The sequence below is a fragment of the Nitrospira defluvii genome (assembly GCF_905220995.1).
Lineage (GTDB): Bacteria > Nitrospirota > Nitrospiria > Nitrospirales > Nitrospiraceae > Nitrospira_A > Nitrospira_A defluvii_C.
The window spans coordinates 517,783-535,704 of record NZ_CAJNBJ010000001.1 but is presented as its reverse complement, the minus strand read 5'-3'; the positions used below and the strand labels follow the sequence as shown (position 1 = coordinate 535,704).

Annotated in this window: 17 protein-coding genes; all 17 read left to right on the top strand. The window is 61.2% G+C overall.

The features are described 5' to 3' along the window. The first annotated feature begins 1 nt into the window (after position 1). The 17 genes from KJA79_RS02555 to KJA79_RS02475 all read left to right on the top strand — a co-directional run bounded on the left by KJA79_RS02555 (position 2) and on the right by KJA79_RS02475 (position 17,916). The gene (locus KJA79_RS02555; protein ID WP_213040427.1) at positions 2 to 1,504 is read left to right on the top strand and encodes a UDP-N-acetylmuramoyl-L-alanyl-D-glutamate--2,6-diaminopimelate ligase; all 1,503 of its coding nucleotides are present in this window, start codon (positions 2 to 4) and stop codon (positions 1,502 to 1,504) included. 18 nt (positions 1,505 to 1,522) lie between these two features. Further along, on the top strand, positions 1,523 to 2,986 hold the full coding sequence (locus tag KJA79_RS02550) for a UDP-N-acetylmuramoyl-tripeptide--D-alanyl-D-alanine ligase (protein WP_213040426.1): 1,464 nt from the start codon (positions 1,523 to 1,525) through the stop codon (positions 2,984 to 2,986). Between the two features lie 63 nt (positions 2,987 to 3,049). Then, positions 3,050 to 4,126: a phospho-N-acetylmuramoyl-pentapeptide-transferase gene (gene mraY / locus KJA79_RS02545; RefSeq protein WP_213040425.1), complete on the top strand. Its 1,077-nt coding sequence runs from the start codon at positions 3,050 to 3,052 to the stop codon at positions 4,124 to 4,126. Positions 4,127 to 4,136: 10 nt separating this feature from the next. Next, positions 4,137 to 5,525 (top strand): UDP-N-acetylmuramoyl-L-alanine--D-glutamate ligase, encoded by a 1,389-nt coding sequence (gene murD / locus KJA79_RS02540; RefSeq protein WP_213040424.1) that lies wholly within the window; start codon positions 4,137 to 4,139, stop codon positions 5,523 to 5,525. Between the two features lie 34 nt (positions 5,526 to 5,559). Then, on the top strand, positions 5,560 to 6,768 hold the full coding sequence (ftsW, locus tag KJA79_RS02535) for a putative lipid II flippase FtsW (RefSeq protein ID WP_213040423.1): 1,209 nt from the start codon (positions 5,560 to 5,562) through the stop codon (positions 6,766 to 6,768). Beyond that, a complete protein-coding gene (gene murG / locus KJA79_RS02530) occupies positions 6,765 to 7,886 on the top strand; it encodes an undecaprenyldiphospho-muramoylpentapeptide beta-N-acetylglucosaminyltransferase (protein WP_213040422.1) in 1,122 nt (373 codons plus the stop codon). The genes ftsW and murG overlap by 4 nt, the downstream gene beginning before the upstream one ends. Before the next feature lie 82 nt (positions 7,887 to 7,968). Continuing rightward, positions 7,969 to 9,351, top strand: coding sequence for a UDP-N-acetylmuramate--L-alanine ligase (gene murC, locus KJA79_RS02525; protein WP_213041350.1), 1,383 nt, complete (start codon positions 7,969 to 7,971; stop codon positions 9,349 to 9,351). 79 nt (positions 9,352 to 9,430) lie between these two features. Then, positions 9,431 to 10,306, top strand: a complete 876-nt coding sequence (gene murB, locus KJA79_RS02520; RefSeq protein WP_281412662.1) for a UDP-N-acetylmuramate dehydrogenase — start codon at positions 9,431 to 9,433, stop codon at positions 10,304 to 10,306. Positions 10,307 to 10,331: 25 nt separating this feature from the next. Continuing rightward, positions 10,332 to 11,315, top strand: a complete 984-nt coding sequence (locus KJA79_RS02515; RefSeq protein ID WP_213040420.1) for a D-alanine--D-alanine ligase family protein — start codon at positions 10,332 to 10,334, stop codon at positions 11,313 to 11,315. A 2-nt stretch (positions 11,316 to 11,317) separates the two neighbouring features. Continuing rightward, positions 11,318 to 12,187: a cell division protein FtsQ/DivIB gene (locus KJA79_RS02510; protein ID WP_213040419.1), complete on the top strand. Its 870-nt coding sequence runs from the start codon at positions 11,318 to 11,320 to the stop codon at positions 12,185 to 12,187. Continuing rightward, positions 12,184 to 13,428 carry a cell division protein FtsA gene (gene ftsA, locus KJA79_RS02505; RefSeq protein ID WP_213040418.1) on the top strand — a complete coding sequence of 415 codons (1,245 nt, stop codon included), beginning with the start codon at positions 12,184 to 12,186 and terminating at the stop codon, positions 13,426 to 13,428. The genes KJA79_RS02510 and ftsA overlap by 4 nt, the downstream gene beginning before the upstream one ends. Before the next feature lie 58 nt (positions 13,429 to 13,486). Continuing rightward, positions 13,487 to 14,689: a cell division protein FtsZ gene (ftsZ, locus tag KJA79_RS02500; protein ID WP_213040417.1), complete on the top strand. Its 1,203-nt coding sequence runs from the start codon at positions 13,487 to 13,489 to the stop codon at positions 14,687 to 14,689. 41 nt (positions 14,690 to 14,730) lie between these two features. Continuing rightward, the gene (pgeF, locus tag KJA79_RS02495; protein ID WP_213040416.1) at positions 14,731 to 15,468 is read left to right on the top strand and encodes a peptidoglycan editing factor PgeF; all 738 of its coding nucleotides are present in this window, start codon (positions 14,731 to 14,733) and stop codon (positions 15,466 to 15,468) included. 99 nt (positions 15,469 to 15,567) lie between these two features. Next, positions 15,568 to 16,275 carry a YggS family pyridoxal phosphate-dependent enzyme gene (locus tag KJA79_RS02490; protein ID WP_213040415.1) on the top strand — a complete coding sequence of 236 codons (708 nt, stop codon included), beginning with the start codon at positions 15,568 to 15,570 and terminating at the stop codon, positions 16,273 to 16,275. Between the two features lie 4 nt (positions 16,276 to 16,279). After that, positions 16,280 to 17,086: a pyrroline-5-carboxylate reductase gene (gene proC, locus KJA79_RS02485; protein ID WP_213040414.1), complete on the top strand. Its 807-nt coding sequence runs from the start codon at positions 16,280 to 16,282 to the stop codon at positions 17,084 to 17,086. Continuing rightward, positions 17,086 to 17,382, top strand: a complete 297-nt coding sequence (locus KJA79_RS02480) for a YggT family protein (RefSeq protein ID WP_213040413.1) — start codon at positions 17,086 to 17,088, stop codon at positions 17,380 to 17,382. Before proC ends, KJA79_RS02480 begins: the two co-directional genes overlap by 1 nt. Positions 17,383 to 17,403: 21 nt before the next feature. Further along, on the top strand, positions 17,404 to 17,916 hold the full coding sequence (locus tag KJA79_RS02475) for a DivIVA domain-containing protein (RefSeq protein ID WP_213040412.1): 513 nt from the start codon (positions 17,404 to 17,406) through the stop codon (positions 17,914 to 17,916). Positions 17,917 to 17,922 lie beyond the last annotated feature (6 nt).

Sequence of the window (17,922 nt, the reverse complement as noted above, 5' to 3'; positions counted from 1 at the left end):
CATGACGCTGGACGACCTGATTAGCCCGATTCAGGGGCGACTTGGCGTGTTGGAGCGAATCGGCAACCAGCAGGTCACGATTACGGGTCTGACCGATGACTCACGGAAGGTCGAACCGGGATCACTCTTTGTCGCTGTCCCGGGCGAGCGTGTGGACGGGCACGACTTTGTGGATCGTGTTTTGGCCGCAGGAGCAGCGGCCCTGGTTGTCGGGCGTGCAGTCTCGGCCGGCCCGACGCCGACCATTCGCGTGCAGGATTCGCGGGCGGCTTTGGGGATGATCGGCAGCCGATTTTATGGTGACCCGTCCGTCTCCCTCCGGATGATCGGGGTGACCGGAACGAACGGCAAAACTACGACGACCTACGTCGTCAAAACCATGCTGGAGGCGGCCAAGCGGCAGGTCGGTCTCATCGGGACGGTGGCGTACCTTGTGGGAAAAGAGTCGATCCCAGCCTCACATACCACCCCCGGCGCGTTGGAGTTGCAGAAATTATTTGCACGAATGGTCGAGAAGCGGTTGGATACGGTCGTCATGGAAGTGTCGTCTCATGCGTTGGCGTTGGACCGCACGGCTGGGTCCGAGTTCGATGTCGCGGTGTTTACTAATCTGACGCAGGATCACCTCGATTTTCACGTCGACATGGAGCGCTATTTTCAGGCCAAGCGGAAGCTCTTCGTGGATTTGGGGCAGTCGGGAATGCGCAAGGAACGCAAGCGTGCGATCCTCAATCTCGATGACCCTTGGAGTCGTCGGATGCGAGAGGCCTGTACGGTTCCTGTCTGGACCTATGGCCTTGGGGCGCAGGCCGACCTTCGTGCGGAGGACGTACGGTTGTCGGCGGCGGGGACAGACTTTACTCTGCGCAGCCCGGCGGGGACGTGCACGATTCAGAGTCGGTTGGTAGGCGAGCACAATGTCTACAACCTTCTCGCGGCTATCGGCGTGGTGTTGCACGAAGGGTTGACGCTTGATCAGGTTCGTGTGGCGGTGGGGGCAGTGTCGAATGTGCCCGGACGGTTCGAACGTGTGGATGCAGGACAAGACTTTACGGTCGTCGTGGATTATGCCCACACGGAAGATGCTCTCGTGCGGCTGCTGACCGCGGCGCAGGCGCTTCGCACCGGACGCATCATCACCGTCTTCGGCTGCGGAGGCGATCGGGATCGCACGAAGCGCCCGAAGATGGGGCGTGCGGCGGTGCAGTATAGTGACGTGGTGATCCTGACTTCTGATAACCCCCGCACCGAAGATCCGGCCGCGATCCTTCGTGAAGTCGAAGTGGGAGTGAAGGAGGCGCTCGCCAACCGGGGTCACGTGCGCTATCAGATGCTCGCCGACCGGCGGGCGGCGATCGAGGCTGCCATTCGTGAGGCGAAGGCGGGCGACATGGTGTTGATCGCCGGGAAGGGACACGAAGATTATCAGATCGTGGGGACGACGAAGCATCATTTTGATGATCGGGAAGTCGCGCGTGAGATGATCGGCACGCTCCGATCCTGAACCTCAGCGGGGGGGCACATGCGGGAATCGGGCAGTCGCGGCGTTATGGCGTTGTTTACCGTCGAAGAAATCTGCGAAGTGCTGAGTGTTAAGTTGCCGTCAGGGCTGACTTCTCAGGACTTGAAGCAACGCATCCGACGCGTGGTGACCGATTCGCGCTTGGTGCGAAAAGGTGATGTGTTCATCGCGTTTCAAGGAGATCGTGTGGATGCGCATGCGTTCGTGCCGAAGGTCTTTGCGCAGGGCGCCGTGTGTGCGATCGTCCAGGAAGGGTATCGCCTGCCGCCGATGCGTAAACGAGGCGACACGCCGATCTTGCTTGGGGTGCGGGACACGCTCGAAGCCTTTCAGCGGTTGGCTACGCACTATCGCAACCGTTTCCCGATTCCGGTCATTGCCATCACAGGGAGCAACGGAAAGACGACGACGAAGGAGATGGTGGCTCATGTGGTCGCGCAGCGATGGAAGACGCTGAAGACGGAAGGTAACCTGAACAATCGCATCGGCGTGCCCCAGACCTTGTTTCAACTCGCCCCGCGCCACCAGGCCGCGGTGATTGAAATGGGGGTGGATCAGGAAGGGCAGACGACCAGATTGTGTGAGATCGCCAGGCCGACCGTCGGGGTGATTACCAACATTGGGCCGGATCATTTGGAATTTTTCGGCAGCATGGAAGGGTCTGCGCAGGCCAAGGCGGAGCTGTTGGATCACCTTCCGCAGGACGGGGTCGTCGTGTTGAACGCCGACGATGATTATTTTGATTATCTGGCCTCCAGGGCTCAATGCCGTGTGGTGGCTTTCGGTGCATCTCCTAAGGCTGCCGTTCGTGCCGCGAATGTTCGAACCGATGACAAGGGCGGGACCCTCTTCGGGCTCATTCTGCCGGGGAAAAGTCGACAGACGGAAGTGCGGATCCGAACGCAGGGGCAGCACAATGTGAGCAACGCCCTGGCAGCGGCCGCCGTGGGGCATGCCTTGGGCTTGTCGGGCGCCGCCATCGCCGAGGGGCTGGCGAAATTCCGACCGGCTGCGATGCGATCACAGATCAGCAGCTCCCACGGGGTGCAGGTCATCAACGATTGTTACAACGCCAATCCGGCTTCCATGAAGGCCGCCATCCGGCTCTTGGCGGAATTGGGGCGCGGGAAACGATCGATCGCGGCTCTGGGCGACATGCTGGAACTGGGCGCGGACACGAAGCGAATGCACCGCGACGTGGGAGCGTTTCTGGCTGCGCAGGGGATCGGACATCTGCTGGCTTGCGGCGGGTTGGGGAGAGAGCTTGCGGAAGGCGCTCGCCAAGCCGGCATGTCGGCCGACCGGATCACCGAACATCCGGATGCGCAGGCGGCCGCGACCGCTTTGGCGCGGATGGTGCGGCAAGGCGATGTGGTGTTGGTCAAGGCCTCGCGCGGGATGCGGATGGAACAGGTCGTGGACGCCCTGACGGGAATGCGGCGTGCGGCGAGAAAAGCGTGTTAGCAACAGGAATAGACAAAGGACCTCGAGAGCCCGCTGATCGGGAGCGGGCAAAGATGCCGTAGGATGTTATACAACTGGCTGTATCCACTTCATACACAGTTTTCGTTCCTGAACGTATTTCGGTACCAGAGCTTTCGCATCATCTACGCTGCGGTCACGGCGTTTCTGATCGCATTCGTGATGGCCCCATGGGTGATCCGGAAGCTGCAGGAGATCAAGCTCGGTCAGCAAATCCGGGACGATGGACCGAAGCGCCATTTGGCCAAAAGCGGGACACCGACGATGGGAGGCATTCTCATCATCTTCGCCGTGGTGTTATCGACCTTGCTGTGGGCCGACATGACCAACCGGTATGTGTGGCTGGTCGTCGTGGCCACGGTAGGCTTCGGCGCGGTGGGATTTGCCGACGACTATTTGAAGTTCATCAAGCGCCAATCGAAGGGGCTTTCGGCGGCGCAAAAATTCACCGGCCAGTTTTTGGTGGCCTTGGCCATCGGTGTCTTTCTGTACACCTTGCCGAGCTACACGACGAAACTCAGCGTACCGTTCTTCAAGTATTTCACGCCCGACTTGGGCTGGTTCTACATCGTCTTCGTCATTCTTGTCATCGTCGGCAGCTCCAATGCCGTCAATTTGACGGACGGACTCGATGGCCTGGCCATCGGTCCTGTCATGATCGCCTCGTTGGCCTACACGATTGTCGCCTATGTCACGGGGAACCGTGTCATGGCCGAATACTTGCTCATTCCCTACATCGAAGGCGCAGGGGAGATCGCGATTTTTACCGGAGCCATTCTGGGGTCGAGTTTGGGATTCCTCTGGTTCAATACCTACCCGGCGTCCGTGTTCATGGGGGACGTGGGCTCACTGCCTTTAGGTGCCGCGCTCGGCACGGTGGCGGTGATCAGTAAGCACGAGCTCCTGTTGCTCCTCGTCGGGGGCGTGTTCGTCATTGAAGCCCTGTCGGTGATCCTGCAGGTCGGATCATACAAACTGCGTGGAAAGCGCATTTTCAACATGGCTCCTATTCATCATCACTTTGAGATGAAAGGGTGGGATGAACCGAAGGTGGTGGTGCGCCTGTGGATCATTGCGATTTTGCTCGCGCTGCTTAGTCTGAGCACACTCAAACTCCGGTAGTGATGAGGCTATGAACGTCAAAGATCTTCAGGTGACGGTAGTGGGTCTGGCCAGGAGCGGGGTCGGCGCTGCGCGGCTCTTGAATCATCTTGGCGCGCGGGTCACCGTGGCCGACCGGAAAGAACCGCAGGAGCTCACGGCCATCCTCCCGCAATTAGACCAGTCCGGCATTGCCGTGCGAGTGGGCGCACAGTATGAGTCGGCGTTGGAGGGGGCGGATCTCGTCGTGATCAGTCCGGGTGTGCCCACGCAGCTCGATGCGCTGAGTCGCGTGCGTGCCAGGGGCGTTCGAGTCATCGGGGAACTGGAATTGGCCTCCCGCTTTGTCACCGCGCCGATCGTGGCCGTAACCGGGACCAATGGTAAAAGTACGACCGTGACGTTGATCGGGAAGTTTCTTCAGGAGAGCGGGAAATCTGCGTTCGTCGGCGGAAATCTCGGCATTGCCGCCAGTGAGGCGGCCTTGGCCTGTGTGCAGGCGAAACCGGGCAGCCCCCCGCCCTATGTATATGCGGTCTTTGAAGTCTCCAGTTTTCAGCTCGAAACGACCGAGCAGTTTCATCCGTGGATCGCGTCGATTTTGAATGTCACCCTTGATCACATGGATCGGTATGCATCGGTGGACGACTATGTGGCCGCCAAGGCACGAATTTTCGCCAATCAAACCTCGGGCGACTATGCTTTGTTCAATCTGGACGATGCGCGCGTGGCGGCGCTTCGGGGTCGCACCAAAGGAGCCGTCCTGGGGTTCAGCCGCAGCGGAGCCACCGTGTCGGGTGTGGCTGGGGCCACGGTGCTGGACGGCGATCTGATCGTGACCACCGTGCGGGGCACGCGCGAGGAAGTGTGTCGTCGGAGCGATATGCGGCTGATCGGGCTCCATAACGTAGAAAATGTGATGGCGGCGGTCACCTATGGTCTGCTTTGTGGCTGTTCCATTGAGGCGATCCGCGCCGTGCTGCGTTCGTTTCCCGGCTTGGAGCACGCCTTGGAAGTGGTACGTGAACGCCGCGGCGTCCGCTTTGTCAACGATTCGAAAGGCACGAACGTCGATGCGGTGCTGAAGGCGCTGGAGGGGATTGAGCAGCCTATCTGGTTGATCGCGGGTGGCAGGGACAAGGGAGGAGACTTCTCTCGACTGGAGCGTGCCATCCGTGAGCGGGTCAAGGGACTCATTTTGATCGGAGAGGCGGCGGGCCGTATTCAGGCGGCGATGGGTAGTTTTGACCGGTGTCGTCCTGCAGCGACACTCCGCGACGCCGTGGAGCTTGCTGCTCGCGAGGCGCAGCCCGGTGAGGTGGTCTTACTCTCGCCGGCCTGCGCCAGTTTCGACATGTTTGCGGACTATCAGGATCGGGGGCGTCAATTCAAGGCGTTGGTCCAGGCGCTTCCGGTATGAGCCGGGGGTGGTAGGGAGGAGCGACAGCTGCACGATGGCACAGCCGGCACTCGGGACACTGACGTTGCCCTGGTCGATTTCTGGCCAGCGCGGATCCAAGCGTGTACCGGTGGATCCGGCACTCTTGGCCATGACGCTGGTGCTCACCCTGATCGGGGTGGTGATGGTCTTCAGCGCGAGCGCCGTGGTGGCGGGCAACCGGTTCCACGATCCCTGGTATTTTCTGAAACGACAGGTGGCCTGGTTGGTCGTCGGGCTGCTGGTCATGCACGTCATTTCGCGGATCGACTACAGGATTTGGAAGAAGCTGGCGATCCCTCTGCTCTGTGGGGCGACGTTGTTGCTGGTCCTGGTGCTCATTCCGTCGCTCGGGAACGTGGCGAAGGGGGCACGGCGGTGGTTGCATCTGGGACCGATCAACATTCAACCGGCCGAGGTGGCGAAATTTGTGGCCGTCATCTATGCAGCGGCCTATCTGACCAAGAAGCAGGATCAGATCACTCAGTTCGCGCGCGGTTTGTTACCGCCGCTGATCGTCATCGGCCTGCTGAGCGGCTTGGTGTTGCTGGAACCGGATCTGGGCACCGTGGTGGTGATGGGGCTCGTGGTGGTGACCCTGCTGTTTCTGGCAGGGGCGCGCATCAAACACCTTGCGATCCTCTCGTTGTGCGCGTTGACCGGGGTGGCCGCGCTCATTCTGACGTCGTCCTACCGATGGAAACGGTTTCTGATGTTTTTGGATCCCACGAAAGACCCGTCCGGAGCCGGCTTCCAGATCACGCAGTCGTTTTTGGCCTTCGGAAGCGGGGGGCCATTCGGTGTGGGGTTAGGAGAGGGGAAACAAAAGTTGTTCTTTCTGCCGGAGGCACACACCGATTTTGTGTTGGCGCTGGTCGGCGAGGAGTTGGGGTTATTGGGGACCGTCACGATCGTGCTGCTGTTTGGCCTGTTTGTCGTCAAAGGATTTCAAGTCGCCGGTCGCGCGCGTCATCCGTTCGGTCGCCATCTGGCGATGGGCATCACGATGTTGATCGGCATGCAGGCGTTGGTCAACGCGGGCGTCGTCACAGGGCTCCTGCCCACCAAAGGACTGACTCTGCCGTTCGTCAGTTACGGCGGGTCGTCGCTGGTGGCCAATCTGTTCGGGGTAGGCATTCTGCTGAGTATTTCGCGGGACCGGCAAGGGGGAAAGGATGGCGAACCACCGCGTGCTGCGCGGAAGCGCGGGGTGGTGACGGAATGACCATTGTGATTGCCGCCGGCGGAACAGGCGGGCATCTGTATCCGGCTATTGCCGTGGCGCGAGAGTTTCTCCGACGCGATCCATCCACGCGCATCCTGTTCGTCGGGACAACACGCGGAATCGAGCGAAAAGTATTGGCCCATGAGGGGTTTCCCTTGCAGTGCATCACGGCCAATCCGTTGATGGGTAAGAGTCCGGTGGAGATGATGAAGGCCTTGGTCTCCTTGCCGGTCAGTTTATGGCAGTCGCTGGGGGTGCTCAAACAACAGGGGGCGGATCTGGTGTTCGGGGTCGGCGGCTATACCAGCCCGGCGATGTTGGTGGCGGCGTTTCTGCGCCGCATCCCCGGGGTGATTTTGGAGCCGAACGCATATCCGGGCATGGCCAATAAGGCCGTGGCGCCGCTGGTACAACGCATTTTTCTGGCATTCGAGTCGACCGTGCAATGGTTTGATCGTCGAAAGACCAGAGTGGTCGGCAATCCGGTGCGCCGGGCCTTTCTGGAATCTTCTGCTGTACCGTCCGGTCCAGCCAAGAACGGACGCGCGCGGCATCTCTTGATCTTCGGCGGCAGCCAGGGTGCAAAAGCCATCAACTCCGCAGTCCTCGAGGCGTTGCCTCTCCTCGGTGCGCTGAAGGGGGGCCTGATGATCACCCATCAGACAGGTGAAGCCGATCATGCCAGAGTGCTGGCGGCCTATGACCAGGCCGGCATGTCCGCGCACGTGGTGCCGTTTCTCTACGACATGCCCACGGTACTTCGCGAGGCGGACCTGGTGGTAGCGAGGTCCGGCGCGATGACCATCGCCGAGCTCACCGTGTGCGGCAAACCAGCCATTCTGATCCCCCTTCCGACCGCGATCTACAATCATCAACTGCGGAATGCAGAAGTGATGGCTCAAGCCGGCGGTGCCGTATTGCTGCCGCAAGCCGAGTTGACCGGCGCGGGGTTGGCGAAAGCCATTATCGACATCTTCAATGAGCCCGAGCGCCTGCAGACCATGAGTCGACACAGTTGGGAGATGCGGCGCAGCGATGCGGCGGAAACTATTGTGCGTGAATGCTACGACGTCATAAGGAGGCGCCATGAGGCCAGCGACAGCGCTCGCGCCCTATGAACAACGAGAGCGGGAGAGACAGCAACAGGATCGGAATCGCGGACAGCGATCATTTCGTGGACAGGAGCTAAGGCGAACAGCGATGTTCAGAAAGACACAACATATTCATCTGGTGGGAATCGGCGGATCGGGAATGAGTGGCATCGCCGAAGTGCTATTGACGCTCGGGTATAAGGTCAGCGGATCGGATTTGAGTCAGTCCGAAACCACGCGACGGCTGGAAGAGTTAGGCGGGCGGATCGCCATTGGTCACCATGAAGCCAACATCGGGGAGGCGCAGGTGGTGGTCATTTCCTCCGCGGTGGCGGCGACCAACCCGGAAGTCGTCGCGGCGAAGGCCCGGCAGATCCCGGTTATTCCACGCGCTGAAATGTTGGCCGAGTTGATGCGTTTGAAGTTCGGAGTCGCGATCGCCGGTGCTCATGGCAAGACGACCACGACCTCGATGGTGGCCAATGTGCTGGCACAGGGCGGGCTGGATCCCACGATGGTGATCGGCGGAAAGGTGAATGCCCTCGGGAGCCATGCCCGACTGGGGCGGGGCGATCTCTTGATTGCCGAAGCAGACGAAAGCGACGGCTCCTTCCTGCGTTTGGCGCCGACGATCGCCGCGGTCACGAATATCGACCGTGAGCACCTGGACCATTACGGCAGCATGGAACGGCTCAACGACAGTTTTCTTGAGTTTGTGAACAAGGTACCGTTTTACGGACTGGCGGTACTCTGTTCCGATGATGAGCGCTTACGGAACGTATTGCCGCGGGTGGTCAAGCGATACCAGACCTACGGCTTGAACGAATATCCGGACCACGTGCCGGATTTTCGCGCGACCGACATCGCGTTGCGGCAGTGGGGCTCGGAGTTTCGCGTGTTCTTCCGTGGCCGCAACCTGGGTCCGTTCCGGCTGAGCATTCCGGGGATCCACAACGTGTCCAATTCGTTGGTGGCGATCGCGATTGGTCTCGAGTTGGATATCCCCGTGGATCTGATCAGGAAAGGCCTGGCGGCCTTTAGCGGAGTGGAGCGTCGCTTTCATCTGCGAGGGGAAAAGGCCGGCATCATGGTGGTGGACGACTACGGACATCATCCAACCGAAGTCCGAGCCACGATTGCCGCCGCAAAACAAGGCTGGGACCGTCGGGTGGTCGTGTTGTTCCAGCCGCATCGCTACAGCCGGTCCCGCGACCTGATCCAGGAGTTCTCCCATGCGTTTGATCAGGCGGACGCGTTGTTTATGACGGAGATTTATGCCGCTGGTGAGCAACCGATTCCCGGCGTGTCCGGTGCCAAATTGGTCGAAGCCGTGCAAGCGGCCGGGCATCCGTCGGCCACCTTCGTCGAGCGCAAGGACGCAATCGCGGAGCAGGTGTTGCCGACCTTGAAAGCCGGGGATCTTGTGATCACCCTCGGTGCAGGGGATATCTGGAAAGCGGGGCTGGCGATTCTCGACCGGTTGCCTGCGTAATGGTGTGGTGAGAGGGGAATTGAGGACCGGGGTGGCGCGAACAGAGCGACCGGCCAGAACCAAACAAGACTGGGCGCGCATGCTAGAGGGAGTGCGTGGAACGATCATGTATCAGGCTTCGTTGCAGGACTACACGTCGTTCCGCATCGGTGGGCCCGCGGACGTTCTGGTGGAGCCGGTCGATGTGGATGACCTGTGCCGGGTGGTGGCGAAGGCTCACGCAGAACGCATCCCGGTGTTCGTCGTGGGTGGGACGAATCTGCTTGTTCGTGACGGTGGGATCCGGGGCATCGTGGTCAGCCTCCGCCGACTCAAGAGTATCCGCCAGGAACCGGGGCATGTGCTCTACGCGGATGGGGGCGTGGGTATGCCGGCGTTGATCGGATATGCGATCCGACGCTCTCTGAGCGGGTTGGAGTGGGGTGCCGGGATTCCCGGCACCGTTGCCGGTTGTGTGGTCATGAACGCAGGGACACGTTTGGGAGAGATGAAGGACGCGCTCAAGGCCGTACGCATGGTGGATCCACGGGGCCGGGTCGTGGATATTCCCGCCACCGAGATTCCCTTCAGCTATCGGCGTGCCCATTTGCCACGCGGCATTGTGGCCGGGGTCTGGTTGCAGATGACGCCGGGCGATCATGCACGCATTGAAAAAACCGTGAAGGACTATCTCCAGTATCGCAAAGACACCCAGCCGTTGACATTGCCGAGCGCCGGTTGTGTCTTCAAGAATCCTCCGCAGGATTCAGCCGGCCGGCTGGTGGATGCGGCTGGCCTCAAGGGCGCCCGAGTCGGGGATGCGCAGGTGTCCGACAAGCACGCCAATTTCATGGTGAACACGGGGCATGCCCGCGCCGCCGATGTCTTGGCGTTGATCCGGAAGGTTCGTGCGGCGGTCAAGAAACAGTCGGGGGTGACGCTGGAATTGGAGTTGAAGGTCGTGGGGCAAGCCTGATGCGGGCCGGTGAAAGGACATGGATGTGACGGAACGGAAGCCGCTGACTCGTTCGAAAATCGGAGTGTTGATGGGAGGGCAGTCGTCCGAGCGCGATGTGTCGCTGAAAACCGGCGAGGCCGTCTATCGCTCGCTGGTGCGCAGCGGGTACGACGCGGTGGCCATCGATGTCAGCACCACTTTGTCGTCCGCCTTGCAGGAACAGGGAGTTGAGATTGCCTTCCTCGCGTTGCACGGGCCAGGCGGTGAAGACGGGGCGATTCAAGGATTTTTAGAGACCATGGGGATTCCCTATACAGGATCCGGTGTGCGGGCCAGCGCGATCGGCATGCACAAGGTGGTGACCAAGACGGAATTGGCGGCCCATGGCATCCCTGTGCCGCGCGGCACGGTAGTGTTGCGGGGAACGGCGCCTACGCTGAACCGCATCCTGACGAGCTGCAAATTGAAGTTGCCCATTGTCGTCAAGCCGCCAAGTCAGGGGTCGACGATTGGGGTGACCATTGTTCGTAAGCCCTCGCAGTGGAAAGAGGCCCTGCGGGTCGCCCATCGTTATGAGGCGGAAGCCATGGTGGAAGCCTATATTCCCGGGCACGAAGTGACCGTGTCGCTCTTGGGCGGTGCGGACGGGGCGGTGACCGGCCTTCCCGCGGTGGAGATTGTGGCGCCGGACGGATTCTACGACTTCTCGGCGAAGTATGAGAAAGGCCGGACACAGTACTTGTGTCCCGCGCCGCTGTCGGCTGCGGTCACGAAGCAGATCACGCAGTTGGCCATCCAGACCTATCACGCGTTGGGCTGCAGCGGGGCTGCGCGGGTGGACTTTCGCATCACTCCCAAGGGCAAGCCCTATGTGTTGGAAATCAACACGGTGCCGGGGATGACTGAGACGAGTCTCCTGCCGATGGCGGCGGGCAAAGCGGGCCTATCGTACGATGTCTTGACGGAACGCATCCTTCAATCCGCGCTCCGGCGGGCCGGGGCGGGAACGTTTCGAGCCGTGAGGTAGCGATGTCGCTGGGGTGGCGCAAGGCGCGACCAGGCAAAGTCATTCCCCGGGCGAATGCCCGGTCGGAATCAGGACAGGATCGTCGCCGAGGAGTTGCGGCAGGCGGGTACTGGTCACGGCTGGGCCGAGGCTTGATCATCTCCCTTCGCGTGATCGCCACGGTGACGGTGTTGGTGGGCGGCTGTTCTGGGCTCTTTGTGCTAGCTCGTGAAATAGGGCCCCTGACGCGGGAATGGTTTCTGGTGCGGTCCGTTTCTGTGAACGGCCTGCATCACGTCACGAGAAAAGAGGTGATCGGCCGGCTGGCACTGAAGCCCGATACCGCGCTGTATTCCATCAACCCGACGTGGTTGGCGGACCGGGTCAAGACCCATCCCTGGATCAAGGACGCGACCGTGGTGTTAAAGCCGTTGCACGAGATCCATATCGACATTGTCGAGCGCGAGCCGGCGGTCGTCGTTCGGACGGTGGCCGAAAATCTTCTGACCGATGCGGACGGGGTACTGCTGGCGCATCTCGGGTCCAGCGACGATCCGACGCTGCCGATGCTGTCGGGAGTCGATGGCCGTCGCCTGGCACAGGGCAAGGCGGAGGATCGTCGTCCCGTACAAGTCGGCGCAGCCTTGGCGCGCATGGTGGCGCAGACCACCGGTGGACGGCCGGACATCAATGTCGGGAATCTGAACAACCTCGTGGTGGTGGTGCAGGGTGTCACGTTTCAATTCAGTGAATCCTCGATGGATCAACAGTGGTCTCGGTTTCTCAAAATGCGGCCTGTGTTACGCGATGTGGCCTTTGACGGCGAGGGCGCCAGAGCGAACGAAATCGATCTTCGCTTTGCCGACCGCGTCATTGTTCGGGGAAGGGGGTGAGCCGAGTGTCTAAGCGGGATCATATCCTGGTCGGTCTCGACATCGGAACGACCAAGATTTGCGCGATTGTCGCCGAAGTGCCGGAGGAGGGCCCGCTGAACATCATCGGCGTCGGCTCCTGTCCTTCGCGTGGGCTTCGCAAGGGCGTCGTCGTCAACATCGAAAGCACCGTTGAGTCGATCAAGAAAGCGGTCGAGGAGGCGGAACTCATGGCGGCCGTGCAGATCAATTCGGTTTATACGGGCATCGCCGGCAGCCACATCTCCGGAGAAAACCTCAAGGGCGTGGTGGCGCTCAAGAAGCAGGAGGTGACCCGCGACGACATCAGTCGCGCCGTGGAGAGCGCGCGCACGCTGGCCGTCATTCCCCATGAACGACGCATTTTGCACGTACTCCCACGCGAATTCATGGTTGACGATCAGGAAGGGGTCCGCGAGCCGCTGGGTATGTCCGGCAACCGGCTGGAGGTCAATGTCCATGTGATTACGGGGGCCGTGACCTCGGCGCAGAACATCATTAAGAGCGTGAATCGTGCGGGACTGGATGTGGTGGACATCATTCTCCAGCCCCTGGCCTCGAGCGAAGCGGTCTTGAGCGCGGAGGAGCGCGAGCTGGGCGTGGCGATGGTGGACTTGGGCGGCGGCACGACCGATCTCGCGATTTTCCTCGACGGCAGCATCAGGCATACGGCCGTGCTTCCGATCGGCGGGCAGAATCTCACCAAGGATTTGGCCATCGGTCTGTTGACGTCTCAAACCGACGCGGAAAAAATCAAAGTGCAACATGGCATTGCCCGCACCGAACTCGTGCACGGTCATCAGATGGTGGAAGTGCCCTCGGTCGGCGACCGGCCTCCGCGGCAATTCACGCGCCGCGACATCGCAGAAATTCTGGAACCGCGTGTCGAAGAAATGTTTGATCTGGTCAAACGCGAAATCGTGCGAGCCGGATATGAAGGCATGCTAGGCGCGGGGGTCGTGATTACGGGCGGGACCTCTCTGTTGGAAGGCATGCCGGATGCGGCGGAACGCGGGTTGAATCTGCCGGCTCGGCGCGGCTCGCCGACAGGCATCGGTGGGTTACGGGATATCGTCAGCAACCCGATGCATGCCACCGGTGTCGGGCTGTTACTCCACGCGCGTCAACATGCCGACAATCTGGAGGCCGCCGGCATTCGTCATGGCAAAGGGCTCGGGAAAGTGTTCGATCGCATGCGATCGTGGATGTTCGAATTCTTCTAATTTTCGCGGTCGGCGTCACGCCGGGTCCGCGCCATCGCCAAGGAAGGGAGGTGCCACGATGTTTTCATTTCAAGAGGAGCCGCAATCACCCGTTCGCATCAAAGTGATCGGGGTCGGAGGCGCGGGGTGCAATGCCGTCAATACGATGATTACCGGCGGATTGTGCCGGGTCGATTTCGTCGCTGCGAACACGGACGTGCAGGCGCTCGAACGGTCGCAGGCGTCGTATAAAATTCAAATCGGTCCCGAGCGGACGCGTGGCCTTGGAGCCGGCGCCAAACCCGAAGTCGGACGTGATGCGGCGTTGGAAAGCAAGGACGAGATTCGCGAGAGTTTGGTCGGTGCCGACATGGTGTTCGTGACCGCCGGCATGGGCGGAGGCACCGGGACCGGCGCCGCGCCGATCGTCGCGAGCATTGCGCGTGAACTGGGCATTCTGACCGTCGCCGTCGTGACGAAGCCCTTTCAATACGAAGGACATCGCCGGATGAGCCACGCCGAGGAAGGGATTCGCGATCTCGGTCGCCACGTCGATACGCTGCTGATCATTCCGAATCAACGGTTGCTGGGCATCGTGGACAAGGCGACGCCGTTGCTGGATGCGTTCAAGGTGGCGGACGATGTGTTGCGGCAAGCCATTCAGGGCATTGCCGACGTGATCACGACCACCGGACTAGTGAACGTCGATTTCGCCGATGTGCGGACCATCATGGCGCATACGGGTCGCGCGGTGATGGGCATGGGGATCGGGCGCGGCGCGAATCGGGCGCAGGAGGCCGCGCAGAAAGCCATTTGCAGCCCATTGCTGGAAGAAGGCAGCGTGGAAGGGGCTCGCGGGGTGTTGCTGAACATTACCGGTGGCCCGAACATGTCGCTGCACGAAGTGGAAGAAGCGGCGTCGATCGTGCAACATGCGGCGGATGCCGAAGCGAATATCATCGTCGGGCAGGTCATCAATCCGGAGATCGGCGATGACTTTATTGTGACGGTCATTGCGACGGGATTCGAGCGGGAAGAGCAATCGGTTGCTCGACCGGCTGCTGCTGCCGAGCGCCCCGCCGCGAGAACTCCCAACGGACGCCCCGCGCAACAGGTGCTGACCGGTGTGCATGCCGCGGCGTCGGATCGGCCCATCAAGGACATTGATCGGCCGACGTTCCTTCGTCGACTGGGTGAGACGCGGGAGGCTGTTGAGCGGATTGCGGTGGGTGGCGATGATGAGTGGGATGTGCCGACGTTCCTGAGAAAACAGGTCGACTAAGCGGTCGCGAATCTATAGCGTGGTGAGGGGCGGAAAGGACGATGGCGTCTGAGGTGATTACTGTTCCCTCGTTTGCGACCGATGCGGACGGGGTGGAGCACTTTTTCGGGACTCGGTCATCCGGCCCGTCGGTGACGCCGGGGCGTGCCGCTTCGCTTCAGGCCGGGCATCACAATGTCACGGCTCCTGTCATGGTCTCCGTCAAGCAGGTGCATGGCACGGACGCGTTGGTGGTGGATCAGCCCGTGCAGCATGGGGCCACCTTCGAGGGAGGTTGGGATGCGCTGGTGACCGATCAACCGGGGGTGATGGTGACCGTGCGGACCGCGGACTGCGTTCCTGTGCTCCTGCACGATCCCGGTCGCCGGGTGGTCGCCGCGATCCATGCGGGATGGCGGGGGGCGGTCGCTGGGATCGTGCCGAGGACGGTGGCGCTGCTGGTGGATCGGTTCGGGGCCACCGTTGAGGGATTACGAATGGCGATCGGGCCCTCGGCCGGACCCTGTTGTTACGAAGTCGACGAGCCGGTATTGTCGAAGCTGCGCGAGGTGTGTCCTGACTGGGAATCGGTGGTGAGGCCGGTGGCCGCAGATAAGGCACATCTTGATCTGCGTGCGTTCGTCCGCCTGCAGGCGCTGGCCGACGGCCTGCAGATGGAACGCATCGCCATGGTGAATGCCTGCACGATCTGCCAGCCGGATGTATTTTTCAGCTACCGTCGTGAAGGCGTGGTGAAAGCCACGATGGTCAGCGGGATCGCACTCCTGCCGGATCGGTAACCCCGTCGCGGTATGATGTCGGGTCCCTGAGCTGGACCGGAGGGTGGCCCCGATGGATCTGTTGAGACGAAGGGACCGGCGGAATCCTCAAGGCGCAGCATGGATGCAGGACAGGACACGATTGCCGCCCGAGTACGCCTGGTGATGGACGAGATTCGTCGCGCCGCCGAGCGCGCAGGGCGCACCCCCGAGACCGTGCGACTCGTTGCTGCGTCCAAAACCGTCCCGGTCGAACGGCTAAGGGAAGCGGTGGATGCAGGGATTCGACATCTTGGCGAAAACCGACTTCAGGAAGCGCTTCCCAAAATCGACCAGCTCGGTCGTGACGGGGTCGTCTGGCACTTTATCGGCACCCTGCAACGTCGAAAGGTGAAGTCTGTGGTCGGCCGGTTCGAGACGATTCATTCGGTCGATAGCCTCGCCTTGGCGGAGGAGATCGATCGGCAGGCCAAGGCTGCGGGGCTGCGGCAACGTGTACTGTTAGAGGTGAATCTCGGGGGCGAACTCAGTAAGGGAGGATTTGCGCCGTCGGCCCTGGGCGATCTCCTGCCGGCGTTGGATGAACTTGCCCATCTGGACGTTCGCGGCCTGATGGCCATTCCTCCGCCCACGATGACGGCAGAGGATGCCCGTCCATACTTTCGGCAACTGCGAGAACTCGCCCAAGCATTGACAGGGCACGGTTGCCGGAACATTAATATGCAGGAATTGTCGATGGGGATGTCGCACGACTACCCTGTGGCCGTTGAAGAAGGGGCGACCTACGTGCGGGTGGGTACGGCATTGTTTGGTGCGCGAGGTGAGTAGCGGAATGATGAACAAGTCGATCGCGTTTCTCGGCGGCGGGCAAATGGCTGAGGCCTTGATCGGCGGGTTGGTGGCGTCGCAGGCGGCTCATCCCGAGACCATCTGTGCCACGGATCCAATGGCGGCCCGGCGCGATCTCCTGAAGTCACGGTTCGGCATTCGAGTTGGTGAGAAAAACGGCACGGCGGTTCGTGAGGCCGACCTCATTGTCTTGGCGGTCAAGCCTCAGGCGATGCCGGCGGTGCTGAGCGATGTCGGACCAGCGCTTTCCGGAAAGTTAATCGTATCTATCGCTGCCGGGGTGACGGTCGCCTGGATCCGCGAACGGGTCGCCCAGCCGCGAGCTATTGTCCGTGCCATGCCGAATACGCCTGCCTTGGTGCGCGAAGGCGTCACGGCGTTGGCCTATCAGCCGGATCTTTCCGCGGACGACGTCAGGGCAGTGCGGAGTCTGTTTGAAGCCGTGGGATCAGTGGTCGCGGTCGAAGAGCGGCTCATGGACGCCGTGACTGGGTTGAGTGGCAGCGGACCGGCCTATGTGTTTGTCGCCATCGAGGCATTGGCCGACGGTGGGGTGAAGATGGGCCTGCCGAGAGCGACTGCTCAATTGTTAGCGGCCCAGACGGTGCTCGGCGCGGCACGGATGGTCTTGGAGCGGGGCGAGCATCCGGCGCGGTTGAAGGATCAGGTGGCCTCCCCGGGGGGCACGACCATCGCCGGGTTGCATCAGTTGGAAGTCGGAGGCATGCGGGGGTGTGTGATGGCGGCCGTCGAGGCGGCGACGAAACGTTCACAGGAGTTGGGACGCTGATGTTTGTCCTAGGCAATGTGTTGCAGGGTACGGCCACGGTCCTGGATACGGTCTTGTGGCTGTACATGTGGGTGATCATCGCCCGCGCGTTGATTTCATGGGTCAATCCGGATCCGTGGAATCCCATCGTCCAGTTTCTGGAGCGGGTGACGGAGCCGGTGCTCACGCCCATCCGTCGCCTGATCGGATGGCGGATGGGCATGGACCTGTCGCCGATGATCGCGATTCTGATCCTTGTCTTTTTGCAATATGCCGTGGTTCAATCGTTGAGAGATATCGCCCTGCGGATGCACTAACTGTCGAGCACGAGGTGTCGCATGAAAATTACTCCCATCGACATTCAGCAGATGGTCTTCCAGGTGAAGTTCCGGGGGTATGACCGGGATGAAGTGAACCGCTTCCTTGAGGAGTTGGCGCTCACGGTGGAGAATGCCAACCGGGAAAACAGCCTGCTCCGGGAGAAACTCACCGCGACCGAGCAGCAGGTGGCCGATCTGCGACGCACGGAGGCGACGCTGTCCAATACGCTGGTGTCGGCCCAGACGCTGGCTGAAGATGTGAAACGCTCGGCCCAGCGGGAAGCTGATCTGATCGTCAAGGAAGCGGAACTCAAAGCGAGTGAGATTATCCGTCAGGCCCGGGTGAGCCTCACCGAGATGCAGAGGGGCGTCGCGGATCTTCAAAAGCAACGCCTGATGATGGTGGAACGGTTCCGTTCGACGCTGCGCTCCTTCGAGCGGATGCTGGAGGTCGAGGAAAGCGATGCGTATCAGACGGATGCGGCGTCCGTCGAAGGGAAATTGGCCGGCGAATCAAGTCCTGCCCGGTGACACTCC